Origin of the sequence: Variovorax sp. S12S4, assembly GCF_023195515.1 — a bacterium.
GTDB lineage: Bacteria > Pseudomonadota > Gammaproteobacteria > Burkholderiales > Burkholderiaceae_C > Variovorax.
In genome coordinates this window covers 4,567,525-4,587,659 of record NZ_JALPKR020000002.1, presented here as the reverse complement: position 1 = coordinate 4,587,659, position 20,135 = coordinate 4,567,525, and the positions used below count along the sequence as shown (strand labels likewise).

Below are 20,135 nucleotides of genomic sequence, written 5' to 3'. Positions count from 1 at the left end.
GGGGAAGGAGCAAAGCCATGAGCCTTCCGTTTCAATCGGCCGCCATCCTCGGCGCGGGGCTGATGGGGCGCTTGCTCGCGGTCACGCTGGCGCGGGCGGGTTGCAAGGTCGAGCTGTTCGAAGCAGGCCGTCCCGAGGCGGAAGGCGCGGCCGCGCGCGTCGCGGCCGCCATGCTCGCCCCGCTGGCCGAATCGGCCGTGGCGCCGGTGTCTGTCGTGCGGATGGGCCAGTACGCGTTGAGCCGCTGGCCCGAACTGCTGGCGCCGCTGGCGCAGCCGGTGTTCTTCCAGCGCGAAGGCACGCTGGTGTTGTGGCACCGGCAAGATGCTGCCGAGGCAACGCGGCTCGCGCGCGTGCTGGCCCGCACCGGCGCCCAGGTGCCCGAACTCGCCGCGATGCAGGCGCTCGACGGCTCCGGCATTGCCACGCTGGAACCTTCGCTGGGCCAGCGCTTCGCACAAGGGCTCTTCCTTCCGGGCGAGGGCCAGCTCGACAACCGCGCGCTGCTTTCCGCACTGCTCGCTACGCTGCAAACCAGCCCCGACGTGAAACTGCATTGGCAGTCGCCACGCGCACCGGAAGATTTTTCTCCGGGCGCGCCGGGCCAGCCCGACTGGGTGATCGACTGCCGTGGCCTCGGCGCCAAGCCTCAATGGAATGCACTGCGCGGCGTGCGTGGCGAGGTCATTCGCGTGCATGCGCCCGAGGTGGCATTGCAGCGCCCCACGCGGCTGGTGCATCCGCGCTACCCGCTCTACATCGCACCCAAGCCCGGCAGCGTGTTCGTGATCGGTGCGACCGAGATCGAATCGGACGACATGTCGCCCGCGAGCGTGCGCTCCACGCTCGAGCTGCTGAGCGCGGCGTACGCGGTGCACAGCGGTTTCGCCGAGGCACGCATCCTGGAGATTGCAACGCAGTGCCGCCCCACGCTGCCCGACAACCTGCCCGCAATCCGGCAACCTCAACCGCGCGTGCTGCAGATCAACGGCCTGTACCGGCACGGTTTCATGATCGCGCCCGCCGTACTCGACGCCGCGATGGAATTGCTCATGCGCGGCCGCTCCGAACTCGCGCAGAGCCTTGGCCTGGAGACATCCGAAGCATGACGATGAACGTCCTGATCAACGACAAACCGTTCGCGCTGCCCGAGCGCGCCACGCTGGTCGACGCGCTGGCCGCGGTGGATGCCGTGCCGCCTTTCGCGGTGGCCGTGAACCGCGAGTTCGTGCCGCGCTCGGCCTATGCGGCGCGCGCACTGCAACCCGAAGACCGCATCGAAGTGATCCGCCCGGTGACCGGCGGCTGAGCAAGCGACATAGCGAAGGAGACAACACATCACCATGACCACCTCTTCCATCTCTTCCGTTCCGGACAACGATCCGCTGGTTCTCTACGGCCAGACCTTTCACAGCCGCCTGCTGCTGGGCACCGCGCGATACCCCTCGCCGGACCTGCTCGAAGCCGCGGTGAAGCGCGCCAAGCCTGCGATGTTGACTGCTTCGCTGCGCCGCCAGTCCGCGAGCCCCGGAGCCAGCGACAGCGGCAATGGTTTTTGGGAACTGCTACGCCGGCTCGCGGTGCCCGTATTGCCCAACACCGCCGGCTGCCACAGCGTGCAGGAAGTGATTGCCACCGCACAGATGGCGCGCGAGCTTTTCGATACACCGTGGATCAAGCTCGAGCTCATCGGCGACGACTACACGCTGCAGCCCGACACGCTGAACCTCGTCGATGCCGCATCGCAACTGATTCGCGACGGCTTCCAGGTGCTGCCCTACTGCACCGAAGACTTGGTGCTATGCCAGCGGCTGGTCGATGTCGGCTGCCAGGCCGTCATGCCGTGGGCCGCACCCATCGGCACCGGCCGCGGACCGGTCAACCCCTACGCGCTGCAGTTGCTGCGCGAACGGCTCAGCGTGCCGATGCTGGTCGATGCGGGCCTGGGCCTGCCCTCGCACGCCTGCCAGGTGATGGAGTGGGGCTACGACGGCGTGCTGCTCAACACGGCGGTTGCGCTGGCGCAAGACCCCGTGTCGATGGCCGGTGCCTTTGCAGACGCGGTGCATGCCGGCCGCGCCGCCTACCGCTCTGGCGCCATGGCCGCGCAAGATTCCGCGCAGCCGAGCACGCCGGTGCTTGGCACGCCCTTCTGGCATCACACAGCATGACCGCATTGAACGACCACCGGGCGGTTGCCCACGCCATCGTCGCTGCGCATGGCTTGCGCTTTGGCGCCATCACGGCCGCGGCCATTTCAGCCGGCAGCTTTTCGTCGGACGACCCCGTGTACCGCGGCGCCAAGCAGGCTTGCGCGGCGCTCGGCTTCATCGAGATCGACGCCGAATGCCTCGCGCTCGCATGGCAGGCACAGACAGTGCGCACCGGCGCATTCGATGCAAGCCAATGGCCAGAGACTCCGGCCGATTTCGGCATGCGCGCGTTTCCGCCCAGTGCGCGCGACGATGCCTTTGCGCCCTGCCCCGCACGGCTCGGCCTGTACGCCGTGCTGCCTGATGCGCAATGGGTCGGCCGCATGGCGCGCGCCGGCGTGCCCACCGTGCAGCTGCGCTTCAAGTCAGGCGATGCGGCAACCATCGAACGCGAAGTGCAGGCTGCGGTCGACGCCGTGCGCGGCACCGGCGCGCTGCTTTTCATCAACGACCATTGGCAGACGGCCATTGCAGCGGGTGCCTACGGCGTGCACCTTGGCCAGGAAGACCTCGATGCGCTTTCACCAGCGCAGGTGCGGCAAATACGCGATGCCGGTTTGCGCCTTGGCGTGAGCACCCACGGCTACGCCGAGATGGTGCGCGCCGACGCGGTGAGCCCGAGCTACATCGCCATGGGTGCGGTGTACCCGACCACCCTCAAGAAAATGGCGACGGCCCCACAGGGCGTGGCGCGGCTCGCAGCGTATGCGCGCCTGTTGCGCGGCTATCCGCAAGTGGGCATCGGCGGCATCGATGCGGTGCGCCTGCCTGAGGTGCTGGCCACCGGTGTCGGCTCCGTCGCCGTGGTGCGCGCGCTTGTCACCGCAGACAACCCTGAGGCCACGGCCGCGCAATGGATGGCTGCCATGAGCGCAGCCGCCGCATGAACAGAACAACAATGACCAAAAAGCAATCTCTTCTTCGCGCATGGCCGCTGTCGCCGGTTTCGCGCGCAACGGCCGCCGCCTTCCTTCTGGCGGCCGGCAGCGCGCAGGCCCAGCAGCCAACAGAGCTGCCCGCCATCACGGTCAACGAAAGCAATGCCTCGCCGCAAGCCGACGTGAGCGGCTTCGGCGACGTGCCGGTGCGCGAGCTGCCGCTCTCGGCCACGGTCATCGACAGCACGCAGCTCCGCGCGAGCGGCGCGCGCCGGCTGGCGGACCTCACGCAGTTCGATTCGTCGGTGACCGATGCCTACAACTCGGCCGGCTACTGGGACTACCTGTCCGTGCGCGGCTTTGTGCTGGACAACCGCTTCAACTACCGGCGCGAGGGCTTGCCGATCAGCGCCGAGACATCGATTCCGCTCGACAACAAGGAGCGCGTTGAAATCTTGCGCGGCACCAGCGGCATCCAGGCCGGCACCAGTGCGCCGGGCGGGCTGGTCAACTACGTGGTCAAGCGCCCGACCGAACAAGACCTGCGCACGCTGCGCCTCGAAACCACCAGCCGCGGCAGCGTGCTGGGCGCGCTCGATCTTGGCGGGCGCTTCGGTGCGAACCGCGAGTTCGGCTACCGCCTCAACGTGGTGAATGAAAAGCTGAAGCCGCTCACGCACAACCTCGACGGCAACCGCAACATGTTTTCGCTGGCCGGCGACTGGCGCATCACGCGCGACTCGGTGCTCGAATTCGAGATCGAGCGCAGCCACAAGACGCAGCCCAGCCAGAACGGCTTCAGCCTGCTGGGCAACACGCTGCCCGCGCCGGTCGATCCGAAAATCAACCTGAACAACCAGCCGTGGTCGCAGCCCTCGGAGTTCAATGCGCTCACCGGCAGCGTGCGCTTCAGCCAGGCACTCAACGCCGACTGGCGCTGGAGTGCGCAAATCGGCCAGCAGCGGCTCAAGACCGATGACCGCCTGGCCTACGCCTTCGGCTGCGGCGCCGAAGGCAACTACGACCGCTACTGCTCCGACGGCACCTTCGACTTCTACGACTTTCGCAGCGAGAACGAGCGGCGCACGCAAACCGCCGGCAGCCTGAACCTCAAGGGCAACGTGATGACCGGCGGCGTGCGGCATGAGCTCGGCTTTGGCCTGCTCGCAAGCCGCGTGCGCAACCGCTTTCAGGACCAGGCCTACAACTACGTCGGCACCGGCAACATCTGGGCCACCGCCATCGTGCCGGCGGACCCGACGCTGACCGACGCCAACACCAACCGCGACGAGCGCTCGACCGAGCTTTCGGTGCAGGACGCCATTCGCTGGAACAGCCGCTTCACCACCTGGGTCGGGTTGCGCCACACGCGGCTCGACCGCGACAGCATTCGCACCGACGGCTCGCGCCCCACCGGCTACAAGGACGGCATCACCACGCCATGGGTTGCCGCCAGCTACGCCATCCAGCCCGGGCTGCTGGCATACGCAAGCTGGGGCAAGGGCGTGGAGTCGCAGGTGGTGCCGAACAAGAGCTCGCAGTACACCAACGCCGGCGAAGCGCTTCCCGCACTCACCTCCCGCCAGTGGGAGGTTGGCCTCAAGGGCGGCAGTGACGTTTTCAACTGGCAGCTTGCGTGGTTCGACATCAAGCGCCCGATGACGAACCTCGACGCCTGCAACCGGCTTGGCACCACGCCGTGCGATGGCCGCTACGACGGCAGCGCGGTGCACCGCGGGCTCGAAGCGGGCGCGCAATGGAACACGGGCCCCTGGCGCCTTGACGGCAGCGTCACGCTCATGGATGCCAAGCGCCGCAACAGCACCGCAGAGCCCGCCGTCAACGGCCAGTGGCCCACCAACGTGCCCAAGCAGGTGCTGCGCGCGCAGGCTGCGTACCGCGTTGCATCGGTGCCCGGCCTCGAGCTGCTGGGACAGCTTTCGCATGAAGGCCGGCGCAACGTGTTGCCCGATGGTTCGATCACCCTGCCCTCATGGACCCGCGTCGATGCGGTACTGCGCTACGACACCAAACTGCGCGGCGTTCAGACCAGCTGGAGCCTTGCCGTCGACAACCTTTTCGACCGCCGCTACTGGAAAGAATCGCCCTACCAGTTCGGCCATGTGTACCTGTTTCCGGGAGCGCCGCGCACGCTGCGACTTGGCCTGAGCGTGTCGCTGTGAGCGCCGCTCAAAAAATTTTCAAAAATTTATCGCCGACGTATTCGCGGGTTCGAAAGGCCCAAAAAATCACGCTATAATCTGAGGCTTGTTCCTCGATAGCTCAGTTGGTAGAGCGCCGGACTGTTAATCCGTAGGTCCCTGGTTCGAGCCCAGGTCGAGGAGCCACTAAAAAGCCGTAAAGGCCTCTGAATGCCCCGCTACTTTAAAGGTAGCGGGGCATTTACTTTTAGGCGGTGCGTTCAAGCCAACGATGAACGCCGCATCTTGTTCCTGGCAATCTGCAGCGTCCTCGCCATTCGACGGGGTTCATGCAGCATCTTGTTGATTTCCGCGAGCCCGTCTTCGGTGATGCGCGTCACGGTCGCTGTCCGGGCAATGTGGTATTTGCCCCACGCGTCGGACGCCGGCGCGATGTCCGCTTCGACAAGCCCGGTTGCTTTCAACACGCTCACGTACTGAACATCTTCGGGTCTCGTCACCACCTTGGGCAGCAAGGCGGTCTGCAGGCTTAGCAAGTAGAACAACGGCATGGCTGAACCTCGTTGGATGCGTTTTTTTCTTCGACGCTGACACTTGCCGCATCGCTCCTTGAGAGAGAACTCGAAGGTATCGCGATGCCCTGCCCGGCCTGTCGGACGGCAGTCCTGGAGCGGGTAGGATGGGAAGAATTCACATTTTTGGAGCCCGCCATGAAATACCTGCTACGCCCTTTGGCCCTTGCCACCCTCCTGGCCGGTGGCCTGGTGGCTCCCGCCTTGGCAGACCCGCACAAGGACGAAAGCGGCCACGGCTACGGCAAGGGCCGCCACGGAAAGCGCGAACACAAGGAAGAGTATTGGGACGGCCGCTGCAAGGTCGAGCGCAAGTGGGAAAAAGGCGGCGAATACAAAGAGGAGCGAAAGTGCAAGGAGCGCGCCGCGCGCCCTCGGCAATATGACGGCCCCTACTATGCGGCGCCCCAGCCGGTGGAGCCGCCCACCGTCGTCATACAGCCTCAGATCGTGATCCGGCCGTAGGCAGCCAGGCACTTGCGCGAGCAACTCGCCGTGCGCCCTCTTCATCAAGCTGCAAAAGGCAGCCCAGCGCCCGAGCCCAATCCAAAAGCGCATCGGACTCGTATCAGAGGCATGTGCACTGAAAGCAGCTTGGATCTGGCGCTAAGGATTGCGGCGCTCAACGCAGTTGCAAACCAGCTGATCGCGGAGTCCGTTTGTCTGCGCGAGCAGGCTGCCAACCTTCGATTCGAATGCACAAGAGTTCGGCGCAACGCTCGTGACCAAGGCGCGACCCCGCTGGAAGTCCCCGGGCAAAAAAAGCCCAGCCCGAAGGCTGGGCGGAAGCCCTGACGATGTCGCCACGTCAAGGGCCCCGAGAGGAAGAACCAAGGATCGGGGCAACGGCAAAGTAGGTTTGGAGCGCCGGCCCGGCTGTCGGACATGGCCGACTTGGGGGCCGGAGACCAGCCCGGCAATCATACTGTATGTTTGTACAGTTTCTGACTCATTCGAAGAAGCTGCTTCTTGGACGCGACCCAGCGATCGCCGGGTGCCCGCGCCACTCCGACATTGCACGCGGCTATCAACCCGGCCGGATATGCGCGGCCCATCGGATCGATTCCAATTGCGATCCTTTATGGCCTTATTGAGCCGACGACATTCATTTGAAATCATAAGTTCGCAACCTCGATGCGAATTCGAAGCGATGCGAAGAGCAAGCTTGTCTTCGACGTGCATACGCAACTCATCCGTAGCATGTTTTAAAAGATACCGCTCGCTATAGTAATAAACCCCAAACAAAGATCAGGGCAGCAGTATCGATCACGCATTTGCAATGCGTCCATCTCATTTTAATTATCAGCCCCGGGTTGCCGCCGATGCTTGCCCTCCCCTCGAGGGCCAGGCAGCGTCTCGCTTCCTCGGAGACAAGCTCATGAATGGCAATTAGCCGCTCGGTATCTCTCATCTACCCGCATGACGGACGCCTAGGAAACGATGGCTTTTGGATGACAACCAAACTTCTACAAGTCGAAATTTAGTCATGTATAAACTTAATTCTTATAGTAACTTTATATTACTATTGCCAATTTATTTGCGATTGGAGTTCATTATCAACTCAACAATATGACTCCAAAATGAGACATTAACAGTTGCAACGCCTCAACCCTCTTTTAAGATTTGTTTGCAAAACGGTATTTCACAATTTTGCAAAATGTGAACAGCCAAGGCCGTTCATTAACACTTTTATACGCATGGATGGGGCATATGAACAGTACTTATCGATCACTTTGGAACGAATCTTTGGGAGCCTGGGTTGCGGCGCCGGAGACCACCAGTGCTCGAGGTAAGCGCAGCGGAAGTTGCGTGGCAGGTAGCGCTGAAGCTGGCACGCAGGCACCGCGGCGCCTGCGTGCGCGGATCACGACCATGCTCATGGCGATGAGTGGACTGGGGTTGGCCTCGTTGGCGCAGGCGCAGTCTGTCACCTGCTTGCCCGCGCCTTACAACGACTACAGCGGCACCGCCTCCTGCATGGGCTATGGAGCGACCGCCGCTGGAGTCGGTGCGACGGCGCTCGGCTCTCTCGCGGCCGCCGACGTCCTTGGTGGACTTGCCGTGGGGTACACGGCCCACACGACGGCGCTGAATGCCATTGGCGTCGGCTTCGGAGCCTATGCCACTGGCGGCAACTCCATTTATTTGGGTGCCCGCACCGCCGCCGGTACAGGCGCGCTGGCTGTCGGCGCGATCGGCATCGGCACCGACGTCGCTTCTACGGGTGTCAATTCCGTTGCCATTGGCGCGGTCTCTCAAGCAACAATCGCGGGCGCGGTGGCGCTGGGCTACAACAGCCAAGCCACAGGGCTGAATGCCACGGCGGTCGGCACCAGCGCAGCTGCAAGCGACTCGGGCAACGTTGCTCTCGGAGTCGGGGCAATCGCCAGTGGACTGGAGAGCACTGCGCTCGGTTATGCAACGCGCGCCTTAGGCGTCAATTCCACAGCGGTCGGCAATCAGGTCACCGCAGCATCCGATGGCAGCATCGCAATCAGCACTAATAACTCCAAAGCTGTTGATGCAGCGTCGAAAAATGCCATCGCCATCGGTTGGGCGGCAACGGTTGCGAACGCTCCTTCAGCCATCGCACTTGGCGACACGGCCACAGCCTCTGGTCTTTATGCTACAGCGATCGGCTTTGAAGCAGTTGCGACGCAACAGGCGGCTCTGGCAATAGGCCGGGGGCGGAGGCGCAGGCTCCAAACAGTGTGGCTCTCGGTATGCAGGCCGCTGCCACAGGCGCGACTGGATCAGTTGCGCTCGGTTCCCTCTCTACCTCGAGCGGGACCAACTCGACGGCGCTCGGCGTCGGTGCGACAGCCACGGACAACAGCGCCGTTGCCATCGGCACCGCTTCAAACGCAGCCGCGCTGCGCATCTCGCCATTGGCAGCGGGGCAACTGCGACGCTACTGGATGGCATCGCCCAAGGTACCAGCGCCCAAGCCGGTGGCCAAAATGCCGTTGCCATAGGCTTCCAGTCGATTGCTTCCAACACCAACTCGGTCTATCTCGGCTCGCGCACCGGGGCGGGTACCGGTGCCCTTGCGGAAAGTACCGTCGCGGTCGGCACGGACGTGACGGCATCTCAGTCTCGCGCCGTCGCCATGGGCTTCCAAAGCAAGGCGACAGCCGTCAACGCGTTGGCCGTGGGTCCCCTGGCCAGCGCCAGTGCCGACAACGCTGTGGCGATGGGCAATGGCGCGATCGCGGACTCGGCGGACGCCGTGGCGATCGGCAACGGTTCGAAAGCTACCGGCGGCAAAGCGGTGTCCATCGGTTCCGGCAACGTTGCCAGCGGCAACGGCGCGGTGGCAATCGGCGACCCGAACACCGCCACCGGCGATGGCGCAATCGCGAGCGGTTTGGACAACACGGCCACCGGCAACGGTTCCGTGGCAATGGGCAACACCAACATGGTGGGCGGTGGCGGCCAAGCGGTCGGCACTGCCGGAACGGCGGCGCAGGGCGCGGTCGGCATCGGCTACCAGAACACGGTGGTCGGCAAGGGCAGCGTTGCGATCGGCAGCACCAGCAAGGCACTGGCCGCGGGCGCGGTGGCATTCGGCGATACGGCGCTAGCGAACAACGCTGGCGACGTGGCATTGGGTTCGAGCTCCACGACGAGCAAGGCGGTCCCCACGCTCAGTGCAGTGGTCGGTGGCACGACCTACAACTTCGCCGGTACCAATCCCCTGAGCACGGTCAGCGTTGGCGCGCTGGGTACGGAACGCACCATCACCAATGTGGCTGCCGGCAGGATCTCCGGCACCTCGACCGATGCCATCAACGGCTCGCAACTGTTCGGCACCAACCAACAGGTCACGGCGAACACGACTTCGATCACCAACCTCAACAACCAGATCGGCGACATCAACAACGGCGCAGGCATCAAGTATTTCCACGCCAACTCCACCCTCCCCGACTCCCAGGCCGTCGGTGTGAATTCCGTTGCCATTGGCCCGAATGCGGTAGCCAACAACGCCAGCGACGTGGCATTGGGCTCAGGCTCGACGACGACCGCAACAGTCCAGACCGCGAGCACCGTGATTGGCGGCACGACCTACAACTTTGCCGGAGCCACGCCGCTGAGCACCGTGAGCGTTGGCGCGGTGGGTGCCGAGCGCACCATCACCAACGTGGCAGCGGGCCGAATCTCGGGCTCCTCCACCGATGCCATCAACGGCTCGCAGTTGTTCGCCACCAACCAGCAGGTGACGGCGAACACAACGTCGATCAACAACATCAACAGCCAGATCGGCGACATCAACAACGGCGCGGGCATCAAATATTTCCACGCGAACTCCGTCCTGCCCGACTCGAAGGCCCTGGGGACCAACTCTGTCGCCATCGGGCCGAACGCGGTGGCAAACAATACGGGCGACGTGGCGCTCGGCTCTGGCTCGACGACGACCGCGGCAGTCGGCACGGCCAGCACGGTGATCGACGGGGTTACCTACAACTTCGCCGGCACCACGCCGACGAGCACGGTGAGTGTCGGTGCTGTGGGTGCGGAGCGTACGGTCACCAATGTGGCGGCCGGCAGCATTTCCGCCACCTCGACCGACGCAATCAACGGCTCACAGTTGTTCGCCACCAACCAGTCGATCGAGAACCTGAGCAGCACGGTCACGGCCAACAAGACCCGGTACTACAGCGTCAACTCCACCGGCGGCGGTAACGAGGACAACCTTGGCGCAACCGGCGCCGACGCCATCGCGTCGGGCAAGGATGCGACAGCCATGGTCGACGGCGGCGTCGCACTCGGCTCGGGCTCGGTTTCCGACCGCTTCGTGGCGCCGTCGACCGGCAGCATTCCAGCCGGCAGCAGCCTGATCGAATACAACACCACCGACCGCACGCTGCTTGGCGCGCTCTCGGTCGGCAGCGCGACCACGTACCGCCAGATCACCAACGTGGCCGACGGCACCGAGGCGCAGGACGCGGTCACGGTGCGGCAGCTCTCTGGCGCACTGCAGTCGTTCGCGGTCACGCCCACGCTGTATTTCCACGCCAACTCCACAGCTGCGGACTCGCTGGCTATTGGCGCCGAGTCGGTAGCGGTCGGGCCGCAGACGGTGGTCAACGGCAACAACGGCGTGGGCATCGGCAACGGCGCCATCGTGCAGCAAAGCGCGCCGGGCGGCATTGCCATTGGCCAGGGTGCCACTTCGCATCTGGCGGACTCGATCGCATTGGGCACCAATGCATCCGCCGCCGGGGTTCAAGGCGTGGCACTGGGCGCGGGCAGCAGCGTGACGCAAGCGGGCGGCGTGGCATTGGGCGCGGGCTCGGTGGCTTCCACCGCGGCGGGCGTGGCGGGCTTCGTGCCGCCCACGGCCACCGATGCGCAGCGCATCGCCATCGGCGCAACCACCAGCACGCTGGCGGCGGTGTCGGTGGGTGATGCGGCCAACGGGCAGTTCCGGCAGATCACCGGGGTGGCGGCCGGCACGGCCGACAGCGACGCGGTGAACGTGTCGCAGCTGCGCGGGGTGCAAGGCGTGGTGGCGGTGATCGACCAGTCGACGGTCAAGTACGACACCAACCCGGACGGCTCGATCAACTACAACAGCGTGAGCATGGGCGGCAGCGGCGCGACGGGCCCGGTGACTGTGCACAACGTGGCGCCCGGTGTGGCCGGCACCGACGCGGTCAACGTGAACCAGCTGAATGCCGGCATCGCCGGAGCCAACGCGTACACCGATGCGCGCGTCAACTCGCTGGGCGGCGAGATCCGCAGCATTGCCAAGGACGCGAGCGCCGGTGCCGCTGGTGCGATGGCAATGGCCAACATGCCGCAGGCCTACATCCCGGGCAAGAGCATGGTGTCCGCGGGCGTCGCGGGCTTCGACGGCCAGGCCGCCCTTGCCCTGGGCGTGTCGAAGCTTTCGGACAACGGCCGCTGGGTCGTCAAGTTCAGCGGCTCGGCCAACTCGCGCGGAAAGATCGGCGTGGCGGCCGGTGCGGGCTTCCATTGGTAAGCCGGCGGCATCAAAACAAAAGGAACAACATCATCATGAAAAAAACGCAATTCCATCGCTTCCCGGCCGCCGCATTGGGAGCCGCCGCCATTCTGGTTCTGCAGGGCTGCAGCTCCTACGTGAGCAAGGGCATCACCGATGACGGCAAGGCCACCGAGGTGGTCTTCCCCAGCGTGGAGAACGACGCCTGGCTGAAGGAAGGCACGTTCCCCAACCTGGACAACCTGCGCGCGGTGGCGCCGGGGGTCACCAAGGACCAGCTGTACGACCTGCTCGGCCGTCCGCACTTTCGCGAAGGCGTGGCAAGCCCGCGCGAGTGGGACTACATCTTTCACTTCCGCAAGGCGGGCGGCGGCGTGACCACCTGCCAATACAAGGTGATCTTTGACAAGGACTTCAAGGCGCAGACTTTCCACTGGCTGCCCGCTGGTTGCGGCGACGTGCTGGGGGCGCGCGCGGTGCCTGTGGCCGAACGGCCGGCTGGGGCGGCCCCGGCTGCGCCGCGCAGGGTCACGCTGGGCGCCGACGGCCTCTTCCGCTTCGACGGCAGCTCGCTGGCCGACTTGCTCCCCGAGGGCCGGCGCAAGCTCGACGCGTTGGCCGGCGAGATCAAGAGCAGCATCAAGTCGGTGGATGCTGTCAGGGTGACGGGCCATACCGACCGCTTGGGCAGCAGCACCTACAACAACGCCCTTTCACTGGCGCGTGCCAACACCGTTCGCAACTACCTGGCGCAGTCAGGCGTGCCGGCGCAGAACGTGCAGGTGCAAGGCAAGGGCGAATCCGAGCCGAAGGTGCAATGTGCGCAAACCAGGCGCGCGGAGCTCATCGACTGCCTGGCGCCAAACCGCCGCGTGGAGATCGAAGTCTTTGGCGGAAGCTGAACGACCTTGCGGGCCCGGCCTGACCACGCCGGGCCCGCTGCGAGGCAAGCCCTTGGCGCGGTAGCCGCGTTACAAACAGTCGCGGCTTTGTCTGACATCTGCGATTTTGAAACAACTCGATCTTCCGTTCTCGATTAGGAGGTTGAGATGGAAGATCGCGACAAGAGAAACGGCCCGGATTCGCAAGCGACAAGGGCTCTTTGGTGGGTGATTGCCGCAATGGCGGCAGTGATCTGTACGCTTGCGCTGCTGCATCTTGCCGTGCAGCGCGAGCGCGCGGCCATGGCCGTCGGCCAGGTCGATTTTCAGCTGCTGCCCGAGGCCGTTGCCGAAGCCTGGAGGGCTACCCCACCCCTCTTGAATCCTGACAGCGCGCCCGCATCATTGATCCCATCAAAAAAACCGGAGGAAGATGATGTCGAGGTCTTCGGATGCGCGCGCCCTCTCCAAGCTCGCCTGGGAGGCGGCGTGGGAACGTCTTGGCAATGCGCTGCAGCCACCGCCGGGCTATCCGGAGCCGACGGCGGAGCAGCTTCAGGAGTGCTTTCGGGTGGCGCAGGAGCAGCTTGAAAACTTGCGCGAGGCCTATGACATCGCACCGCCACGCAATCCGTGAAGCCGGCCAAAGCCTTCGCGCACGCGAAATATCGCAAAAAGAGGGTATTTCCCAGAGCGCGAGTCAGCCGCTAAACAGTAACGCCGCGTACATTACCGCCAATGTACTATCGGCTTGGTCCATGCACTTGAATTCTTTACTCTTGGTTGCGCTGCTTCTTGTTGCAAGCGGTTTGTTCTGGTGGTGGGCCTTTGGCGGAGGTCTCTTCGCTCTGATCTCCGTCGCGGTGATCGGCGTGGGGGCCGTGCTCTACCTGGCCATGCGCGGGGACAAGGGCATCAAGGACGAGCTCGACGCGCAAGTGCCCCAAAAAGACGCGGGCAACAAAGAGTCCTGAAGCGCGCGCGCTGCGCGGCGCCAGCAGCGCTCGCGGCTTGTGCGTCAGCGCAAGGCAAACGCCAGCGTCACGGCGCCCAGCGCCAGCAGCGCAAGCCCGGCAATGAATACCACCTCGCCCCAGGCTTCGAGGCGGGCCCCCGATTTGCGCGACCGCATCGAGATGAACGACAGCAGCGCGCTGGCCAAGAAGACCAGCGCGTCGATGGCCAGCATGCGGTCGATGACCAGCCGCAGGTCGTCGCGGGGGCCCAGGTGGCCGATCGACATCACCGTCATGCACACGCCGATCATGGTGGCCGACGTGGGCAGGATGTGGGCCGAAAGGCCGCCGATGGATGAGCTCATGTTGTGCGCAAAAGCGTGACGGCGCACCTCAGCCGATGCGAACCGGCACGAAGATCTTGTCTTCGCCGCGCTGGATCAAAAGCGCGACCGACTTGTCGGCCTTGGCCACCACTTCGCGCACCTGCTCCAGGCTCTTGGCGGGCGTGCCGTTGATGGCCAGCAGCACGTCGCCCGCCTGCACGCCGGCCATGGCCGACGGACCGGCAACGTCTTCGACCAGCAGCCCGTTCTCGATGGCGGCCTCGCGCTTTTCCTGCGGCTGCAGGGGCCGCAGCGCAAGGCCGAGCTTGCCCTGCCCCGCGGCGCTGTCGGCCTTTGCGACCTGCGTGGGTTTGTCGCTCGCGTCGCCGAGCCTGGCGGAAAGCTCCTGGCGCTCGCCCTGGCGCCACACTTCGAGCGTGACCTTCTTGCCCGGCGTCTGCTGACCGATGACGGCGGGCAGGTCGCCCGACGAGACGATGGGCTGGCCGTCGACCTTGCGGATCACGTCGCCCGCTTTCAGGCCGGCCTTGTCGCCGGGGCCGCCCTTCTCGATGTTGGAGACCAGCGCGCCTTCGGGCTTGTCGAGCTTGAACGAATCGGCGAAGGCCTGGTTCACCTCCTGCACCGCCACGCCCAGCCGCGCATGCGTGGCCTTGCCGGTGGCAACGATCTGGTCCTTCACCTGCACGGCCACGTCGATGGGAATGGCGAACGACACGCCCTGGTAGCCGCCGCTGCGGCTGTAGATCTGCGAGTTGATGCCGACCACCTCGCCGCGCGTGTTGAGCAGCGGCCCGCCCGAGTTGCCGGGGTTCACGGCCACGTCGGTCTGGATGAAGGGCACGTAGCTGTCGTCGGGCAGCGAACGGCCCTTGGCGCTTACGACGCCCGCGGTGACCGTGCTCTCGAAGCCGAAGGGCGAGCCGATGGCCAGCACCCATTCGCCGACCTTCAGGTCCTTGGTGTTGCCCAGGGCGAGCGTGGGCAGGTTCTTCGCGTCGATCTTGAGCACGGCGATGTCGGTCTTGGCGTCGGCGCCGAGCACCTTGGCGCGGTATTCGCGGCGGTCGGTCAGCTTGACGGTGACTTCCTTCGCGCCCTTCACAACGTGTGCGTTGGTCATGATGAGGCCGTCGGGGCTCACGATGAAGCCCGAGCCCTGCGACCGCACCGGCACGTCGCGCTGCTGGCCGCGCGGGCCCATCTGGCCCTGGAAGCGGCGGAAGAACTGGAACATCGGGTCGTCCGGGTCGATGCCCTGCATTTCGGCCGCGGCTTCGGCGTCCGGCTCCTTCACGGAGCCGGTCACGCTGATGTTGACCACCGCGGGGCCGTCCCGCGTGGTGATGGTGGAGAAGTCGGGCAACGTGACCATTGCGGGGGCTGCGGCAATGGGCGTGGCGTTGGTCGGGGCGCTCACGGCACTGGTGTAGGCGCCGGCACCGACGGCACCGATCACCCCGGCGGTCGCCAGGGCAAGAACCAGGGCGTGGGGAGAAGTCAGGCGGGTGTTCATTTCTAGCTTTCCTTTCAATGCGTCTGCACGCAAACACGATGAAAGGAATGTCGGTGCACTGGCTTAAGCGCGGCTTAAACCGCGGCTCGAGCTTGAAAAGAACTCAGGTCTTGGCCGGAAAGCGCACCAGCACCCGCAAGCCGCCAAGGCCCGGAGAGGTGGAGAGCGCCACCGTGGCGCCGTGCAGGTCGGCAACCGACTTGACGATGGCCAGGCCGAGCCCGCTGCCCGGCGCCTGCGGCTCGCCCGAGCGGTAGAAGCGGTCGAGCACCCGTTCGCGCTCTTGCTCGGGCAGGCCGGGTCCGCTGTCGTCCACGCTGAGCTCCACGCCGCCGCCTTGGGCCGCAATGCCCACGTCGACGCGCCCGCCTTCGGGCGTGTACTTCACGGCGTTGTCGACCAGGTTGCGCAGCAGCATGCGGAGCGCTTCGGGCTGGCCGTTCACCACGGCGGCGTCGTCCGCATGCGAGATGCCGATGTCGATACGCCGTGACTGCGCCGCCGCGACCGTGTCCGAAATGGCCAGCCGCGCGGTTTCGGCAAGGTCGACCGGTTCGGGCTTTGCGCCCGCGGCCATGCTGGCCTCGTGCCGCGCCAGTGCGAGCATCTGCTCGACCAGCCGCGTGGCGCGGTCGATGCCCGCCACGAGGCGGCTCACGGCCACGTCGCGCGCCGAGGCATCGGGCGCGCGTTGCAGGCCCTGCACCTGCAGCTTCAGTGCGGCAAGCGGCGAACGAAGCTCATGCGCGGCATCGGCCACAAAGTGCTTTTGCGCATCGAAGGCGTGGCGCACCCGGTCGAACAACAGGTTGAGTTCCTGCACCAGCGGGCGGACCTCGTCGGGCAGGCCCTCTTCGCTCACGGCGGAAAGATCGTCGGCCTGCCGCGATGCAACCTGTGTGCGCACGCGTGCCACGGGCGCAAGCGAAAGGCTCACCACCCACCACACGATGAGCATGAGCAGCGGCGCCATGAGCGCCACCGGCGCGATGGTGCGCAGGGCCAGCGCGCCGGCCATGTTGCGCCGCGCCGCCATGTCTTGCGCCACCTGGATGACCAGCCCGCTGGTCTGCATGGAGAACACGCGGTAGGTGGTGCCGCGCGCACGCACGTCGGCAAAGCCCAGCACCGCCAGTTGCGGCAGCGCAGCCTGCTCGGCCGATTCGAAAATGCGCACGCCGTCGGCCGTCCACACCTGCACCACAAACTCGAAGTTCTGCTCGCCGCTGCCTATGCCGCCCACCGCCGCGCTGGGCGGCAGGCCGGCGCGCAGCGAAAGCGCCATCTGCTGCATGTGATAGTCGAAGATGTCGTCGGCCTCCTTCAGCACCGTGCGGTAGGCCACCACCGCCTGCGCCCCGGCGGCCAGCACAATGGCCGCAAGCAGAAACCACAGCAGGCGCGCGCGCAGCGACCCCGTCAGCGCGCGGATCATGCCTTGGGCACCATGTAGCCCACGCCGCGCACGTTGCGGATCAACTCGGCGCCGAGTTTTTTGCGCAGGCCGTGCACGTAGACCTCGACGGCGTTGCTGCTGATTTCATCCTTCCAGCTGTAGAGCTTTTCTTCGAGCTGGGCGCGCGACAGCACCATGCCGGGCCGCGCGATCAGCGGTTCGAGCACCGCCCATTCACGGGCCGAAAGTATCACCGGCTGGCCCGCCACCGAGACCTCGCGAGTGGCGGGATTGATGCTCACCCCCATGTGCTCGTACACCGGCTCGGCACGCCCGGCTGCGCGGCGCAGCAGTGCCCGGATGCGTGCCAGCAGTTCGTCCAGGTCGTAGGGCTTGAGCACGTAGTCGTCGGCGCCCGCGTCGAGCCCTTCGATGCGTTGCTGCACGGAGTCGCGCGCGGTGGCAATCAGCACGGGCATGCGCTGCTTGCGGGCGCGCAGGCTGCGCAGCACCTCGAGCCCGTCGCGGCGGGGCACGCCCAGGTCGAGCAACACCAGGTCGTATTGCTGGGTGCGCAATGCGGACTCGGCCGCCTCGCCGTCTTTCACCCAGTCCACGGCGTATTGCTCGGCGCGCAGCAGATCGAGCACAGCTTCGCCGATCATCACGTCGTCTTCCAGAAGCAGCAGTCGCATGGTTGTTGTGTTCCGTTTCGGGGTTCGAGGCAGCGGCGGCGCGGAAAGTTCAGGCTACAGCAGCGACCTGACCTCGCGCGCGGCCTCGAAGAGCAACGGGAGCATCTCGCGCTGGAGCGTTTCTTCCTGGTAGCGCGTGCCGGAGAGCACCACATTGAGCGCTGCCACGGTGTGGCCCTGCATGTCGCGCAGCGGCACCGCGAGCGCCTGCACGCCCAACTCATGTTCTTCGCTGGCAAAGCAGTAGTCGTTCTTGCGCGTTCGCGAAATCAGCTGGCGCAGACTGCGGGCCTGAGTGGTGGTGTGCGGCGTGAGCCGTGCGAGGTGGCGACCCTTGAGCCACTGCGTGAGCTGGGCGGGCGCCATGGCTGCAAGCAGCACCCGCCCGGTGGAGGTGGCGTGCGCCGGCAGGCGGGCGCCAAGGTGCAAGCCGTACGCCAGCACCCGGGTTGGCGTGCCGTAGCTGCCGCTGCGCGCGATGATGACCACCTCCTCGCCGTCGAGCACCACGGCCGAGAACGATTCCCCGGTTTGTGCCGCAAGGCGGTTGAGCGTGGGCTGCAGCGCACGCGGCAGGCGCGACGAAGCAAGGTAGCTGCCCGAAAAGCGCAGCACCTTGGGCGCCATCCAGAAATAGCTGCCGTCCGTTTCCAGGTAGCCCAGGTGGGCCAGCGTGAGCAGGTGCCGGCGCGCGGCGGCCCGCGTGAGGCCGGCGCGCTCTGCGGCCAGGGTGGCGTTGAGGCGCTGGCGCTCGGTATCGAAGCTTTCGAGCACGGCCATGCCCTTGGCAATGCCCTCGATGAAGTCGGCTTTGGCGATGGTCATCTGGTCGAAGTGAGAAGTGTTGCGCGATCATCGCGCAGCCGCTCGCATGATCGCACAGAGCCTCGCCAAGCGCCGCGCCAGCATGCCGCGCACGCCCTACGCTCCGGAAAACCCCATCGGAGACACCAACATGCGCACACAGGTCGCGATCATCGGCGCGGGCCCAGCCGGCCTGCTTCTCGGGCAGCTGCTTTTCAAGGCCGGCATCGACAACATCATCGTCGAGCGCCAAAGCGGCGACTACGTGCTGGGGCGCATCCGCGCGGGCGTGCTCGAGCAAGTCACCATGGACCTTCTGGCGCGCGCCGGTGTCGATGCGCGGGCCAAGGCCGAGGGGCTGCCGCACGAAGGCATCGAGCTGCTGTTCAAGGGGCGCGCCACCGCATCGACATGCACGGCCTCACGGGCGGAAAGCAGGTGACGGTATACGGCCAGACGGAGGTGACGCGCGACCTGATGGAGGCACGCTCTGCCGAAGGCCTGACCACCGTCTACAGCGCGGCCAACGTGAGCCTTCATGACTTCGACTCGCAGCGCCCGCGCGTGCGCTATGAGAAAGACGGCCAAACTCACGAAATCGAGTGCGACTTCATCGCCGGTTGCGACGGCTACCACGGCGTGAGCCGGGCCAGTGTGCCCGCGGACGCGATCCAAACCTACGAGAAGATCTACCCCTTCGGCTGGCTCGGCGTGCTGGCCGACGTGCCGCCGGTGTCGCATGAACTCATCTATGCCAACACCGAGCGCGGCTTTGCCTTGTGCAGCATGCGCAGCGCCACGCGCAGCCGCTACTACGTGCAGGTGCCGACCGAAGAGCGCGTTGAAAACTGGAGCGACGAGGCCTTCTGGAACGAGCTGCGCGCACGGCTCGACCCCGAGGCGCGCGAGCGGCTGGTGACCGGGCCTTCGCTGGAGAAGAGCATTGCGCCGCTGCGCAGCTTCGTGGCCGAGCCGATGCGCTTCGGCTCGCTGTTCCTGGCCGGAGATGCCGCGCACATCGTGCCGCCCACCGGCGCCAAAGGGCTCAACCTTGCGACGGCCGACGTGGGGTATCTCTCGCGTGCGCTCGAGATCTTCTATGGCGAGAAAACGCCGTCCGCGCTCGACCGCTATTCGGACCTTTGCCTGCGCCGCGTGTGGAAGGCGGAGCGCTTCTCGTGGTGGTTCACCTCGCTGATGCACCGTTTTCCGGAAACCGGCGCCTTCGGCCAGAAGATCCAGGAAGCCGAGCTCGACTACCTGGTGCACTCGCACGCCGCCTCCACCGCGCTGGCCGAGAACTACGTCGGCCTGCCGCTCGAAGACTTCTAGGCCGGCAGCAGGGTTTACTTTTCGAGCGTCTTCTTCATCGCAGCGCCGCCCTGGTCCATCATCGGAGCGATGTAGGCGGCAAATTCGTCGGGCAGCACGTCGGTGATCCACACGAAGCGTGAGCGCCCTTCGCCATGCGCGAACACCTGCGCCGATGCATGGTGATGGCTCGCCTTGCCGCCGGTGATGGTGTAGGCCAGGCGGCGGTTCGGCTCGTCGATGCCCACGAGCAGCTCGCGCGCCACCATACCGTTGGCAAAGCTCACGATGCGGGCGCCCTGCCCGTCCAGCTTGGCGTCCGTCAGAAAGCCGGGCGCGAGGCGCGTGTGCACGGCACCGAAGTCGCGCAGCGCATCCCATACTTTCGCCGCGTCGGCCTCGACGATGAATTCCTTGTAGATCGTTGCCATGGTTC

The 20,135-nt window shown here is 65.6% G+C and carries 17 protein-coding genes, 1 tRNA gene and 5 pseudogenes; 16 read left to right on the top strand and 7 right to left on the bottom strand.

All coding sequences use genetic code 11. The features are described 5' to 3' along the window. Nucleotides 1-17: 17 nt before the first annotated feature. From M0765_RS22580 to M0765_RS22555, 6 genes are all read left to right on the top strand, one after another. Nucleotides 18-1,109, top strand: coding sequence for an FAD-dependent oxidoreductase (locus tag M0765_RS22580; protein WP_258506002.1), 1,092 nt, complete (start codon nucleotides 18-20; stop codon nucleotides 1,107-1,109). Continuing rightward, nucleotides 1,106-1,309 (top strand): sulfur carrier protein ThiS, encoded by a 204-nt coding sequence (gene thiS, locus M0765_RS22575; protein ID WP_258506001.1) that lies wholly within the window; start codon nucleotides 1,106-1,108, stop codon nucleotides 1,307-1,309. Before M0765_RS22580 ends, thiS begins: the two co-directional genes overlap by 4 nt. 34 nt (nucleotides 1,310-1,343) lie before the next feature. Next, a complete protein-coding gene (locus M0765_RS22570; RefSeq protein ID WP_258506000.1) occupies nucleotides 1,344-2,171 on the top strand; it encodes a thiazole synthase in 828 nt (275 codons plus the stop codon). After that, the gene (gene thiE / locus M0765_RS22565) at nucleotides 2,168-3,100 is read left to right on the top strand and encodes a thiamine phosphate synthase (RefSeq protein WP_258505999.1); all 933 of its coding nucleotides are present in this window, start codon (nucleotides 2,168-2,170) and stop codon (nucleotides 3,098-3,100) included. The genes M0765_RS22570 and thiE overlap by 4 nt, the downstream gene beginning before the upstream one ends. An 11-nt stretch (nucleotides 3,101-3,111) precedes the next feature. Then, nucleotides 3,112-5,274, top strand: a complete 2,163-nt coding sequence (locus tag M0765_RS22560; protein WP_258505998.1) for a TonB-dependent siderophore receptor — start codon at nucleotides 3,112-3,114, stop codon at nucleotides 5,272-5,274. Between the two features lie 89 nt (nucleotides 5,275-5,363). Further along, nucleotides 5,364-5,439 (top strand) — tRNA-Asn (locus M0765_RS22555). Between the two features lie 74 nt (nucleotides 5,440-5,513). Here the strand turns inward: M0765_RS22555 and M0765_RS22550 are convergent. Further along, nucleotides 5,514-5,804 carry a hypothetical protein gene (locus M0765_RS22550; RefSeq protein ID WP_258505997.1) on the bottom strand — a complete coding sequence of 97 codons (291 nt, stop codon included), beginning with the start codon at nucleotides 5,802-5,804 and terminating at the stop codon, nucleotides 5,514-5,516. A 159-nt stretch (nucleotides 5,805-5,963) separates the two neighbouring features. Here M0765_RS22550 and M0765_RS22545 point away from each other — a divergent pair, with 159 nt between their 5' ends. The 9 genes and pseudogenes from M0765_RS22545 to M0765_RS22520 all read left to right on the top strand — a co-directional run bounded on the left by M0765_RS22545 (nucleotide 5,964) and on the right by M0765_RS22520 (nucleotide 13,648). Continuing rightward, a complete protein-coding gene (locus tag M0765_RS22545) occupies nucleotides 5,964-6,290 on the top strand; it encodes a hypothetical protein (RefSeq protein WP_258505996.1) in 327 nt (108 codons plus the stop codon). A 1,236-nt stretch (nucleotides 6,291-7,526) separates the two neighbouring features. After that, a pseudogene (locus M0765_RS29305) lies at nucleotides 7,527-8,252 on the top strand (ESPR-type extended signal peptide-containing protein); the annotation flags it as partial. 114 nt (nucleotides 8,253-8,366) lie between these two features. Beyond that, nucleotides 8,367-8,477, top strand: a pseudogene (locus tag M0765_RS29300) (hypothetical protein); the annotation flags it as partial. A gap of 71 nt (nucleotides 8,478-8,548) precedes the next feature. Continuing rightward, nucleotides 8,549-8,650, top strand: a pseudogene (locus M0765_RS29550) (hypothetical protein); the annotation flags it as partial. Between the two features lie 62 nt (nucleotides 8,651-8,712). Next, nucleotides 8,713-8,808: pseudogene (locus M0765_RS29545) on the top strand (hypothetical protein); the annotation flags it as partial. Between the two features lie 126 nt (nucleotides 8,809-8,934). Then, nucleotides 8,935-11,811 (top strand): YadA-like family protein, encoded by a 2,877-nt coding sequence (locus M0765_RS22535; protein ID WP_258505995.1) that lies wholly within the window; start codon nucleotides 8,935-8,937, stop codon nucleotides 11,809-11,811. Nucleotides 11,812-11,846: 35 nt separating this feature from the next. Continuing rightward, nucleotides 11,847-12,695: an OmpA family protein gene (locus M0765_RS22530; protein ID WP_258505994.1), complete on the top strand. Its 849-nt coding sequence runs from the start codon at nucleotides 11,847-11,849 to the stop codon at nucleotides 12,693-12,695. Between the two features lie 147 nt (nucleotides 12,696-12,842). Next, the gene (locus M0765_RS22525; RefSeq protein WP_258505993.1) at nucleotides 12,843-13,265 is read left to right on the top strand and encodes a hypothetical protein; all 423 of its coding nucleotides are present in this window, start codon (nucleotides 12,843-12,845) and stop codon (nucleotides 13,263-13,265) included. 188 nt (nucleotides 13,266-13,453) lie between these two features. Continuing rightward, nucleotides 13,454-13,648, top strand: coding sequence for a hypothetical protein (locus tag M0765_RS22520; RefSeq protein WP_258505992.1), 195 nt, complete (start codon nucleotides 13,454-13,456; stop codon nucleotides 13,646-13,648). A 44-nt stretch (nucleotides 13,649-13,692) separates the two neighbouring features. Here M0765_RS22520 and M0765_RS22515 read toward each other — a convergent pair whose 3' ends face one another. The 5 genes from M0765_RS22515 to M0765_RS22495 form a co-directional block, all read right to left on the bottom strand. Next, a complete protein-coding gene (locus M0765_RS22515) occupies nucleotides 13,693-13,995 on the bottom strand; it encodes a hypothetical protein (protein WP_258505991.1) in 303 nt (100 codons plus the stop codon). Between the two features lie 28 nt (nucleotides 13,996-14,023). After that, complete coding sequence (locus M0765_RS22510; RefSeq protein WP_258505990.1) at nucleotides 14,024-15,493, bottom strand: DegQ family serine endoprotease; 1,470 nt, start codon at nucleotides 15,491-15,493, stop codon at nucleotides 14,024-14,026. A gap of 103 nt (nucleotides 15,494-15,596) precedes the next feature. After that, nucleotides 15,597-16,928 carry an ATP-binding protein gene (locus M0765_RS22505; protein ID WP_258505989.1) on the bottom strand — a complete coding sequence of 444 codons (1,332 nt, stop codon included), beginning with the start codon at nucleotides 16,926-16,928 and terminating at the stop codon, nucleotides 15,597-15,599. Then, a complete protein-coding gene (locus M0765_RS22500) occupies nucleotides 16,925-17,584 on the bottom strand; it encodes a response regulator (protein ID WP_126746463.1) in 660 nt (219 codons plus the stop codon). The genes M0765_RS22505 and M0765_RS22500 overlap by 4 nt, the downstream gene beginning before the upstream one ends. 54 nt (nucleotides 17,585-17,638) lie before the next feature. After that, nucleotides 17,639-18,409, bottom strand: coding sequence for an IclR family transcriptional regulator domain-containing protein (locus M0765_RS22495; protein WP_126746464.1), 771 nt, complete (start codon nucleotides 18,407-18,409; stop codon nucleotides 17,639-17,641). Nucleotides 18,410-18,539: 130 nt separating this feature from the next. On the opposite strand from M0765_RS22495, the pseudogene pobA reads away from it, so the two are divergent. Then, a pseudogene (gene pobA / locus M0765_RS22490) lies at nucleotides 18,540-19,720 on the top strand (4-hydroxybenzoate 3-monooxygenase). Nucleotides 19,721-19,734: 14 nt separating this feature from the next. Here the strand turns inward: pobA and M0765_RS22485 are convergent. Next, nucleotides 19,735-20,130, bottom strand: a complete 396-nt coding sequence (locus M0765_RS22485) for an SRPBCC family protein (RefSeq protein WP_258505987.1) — start codon at nucleotides 20,128-20,130, stop codon at nucleotides 19,735-19,737. Nucleotides 20,131-20,135 lie beyond the last annotated feature (5 nt).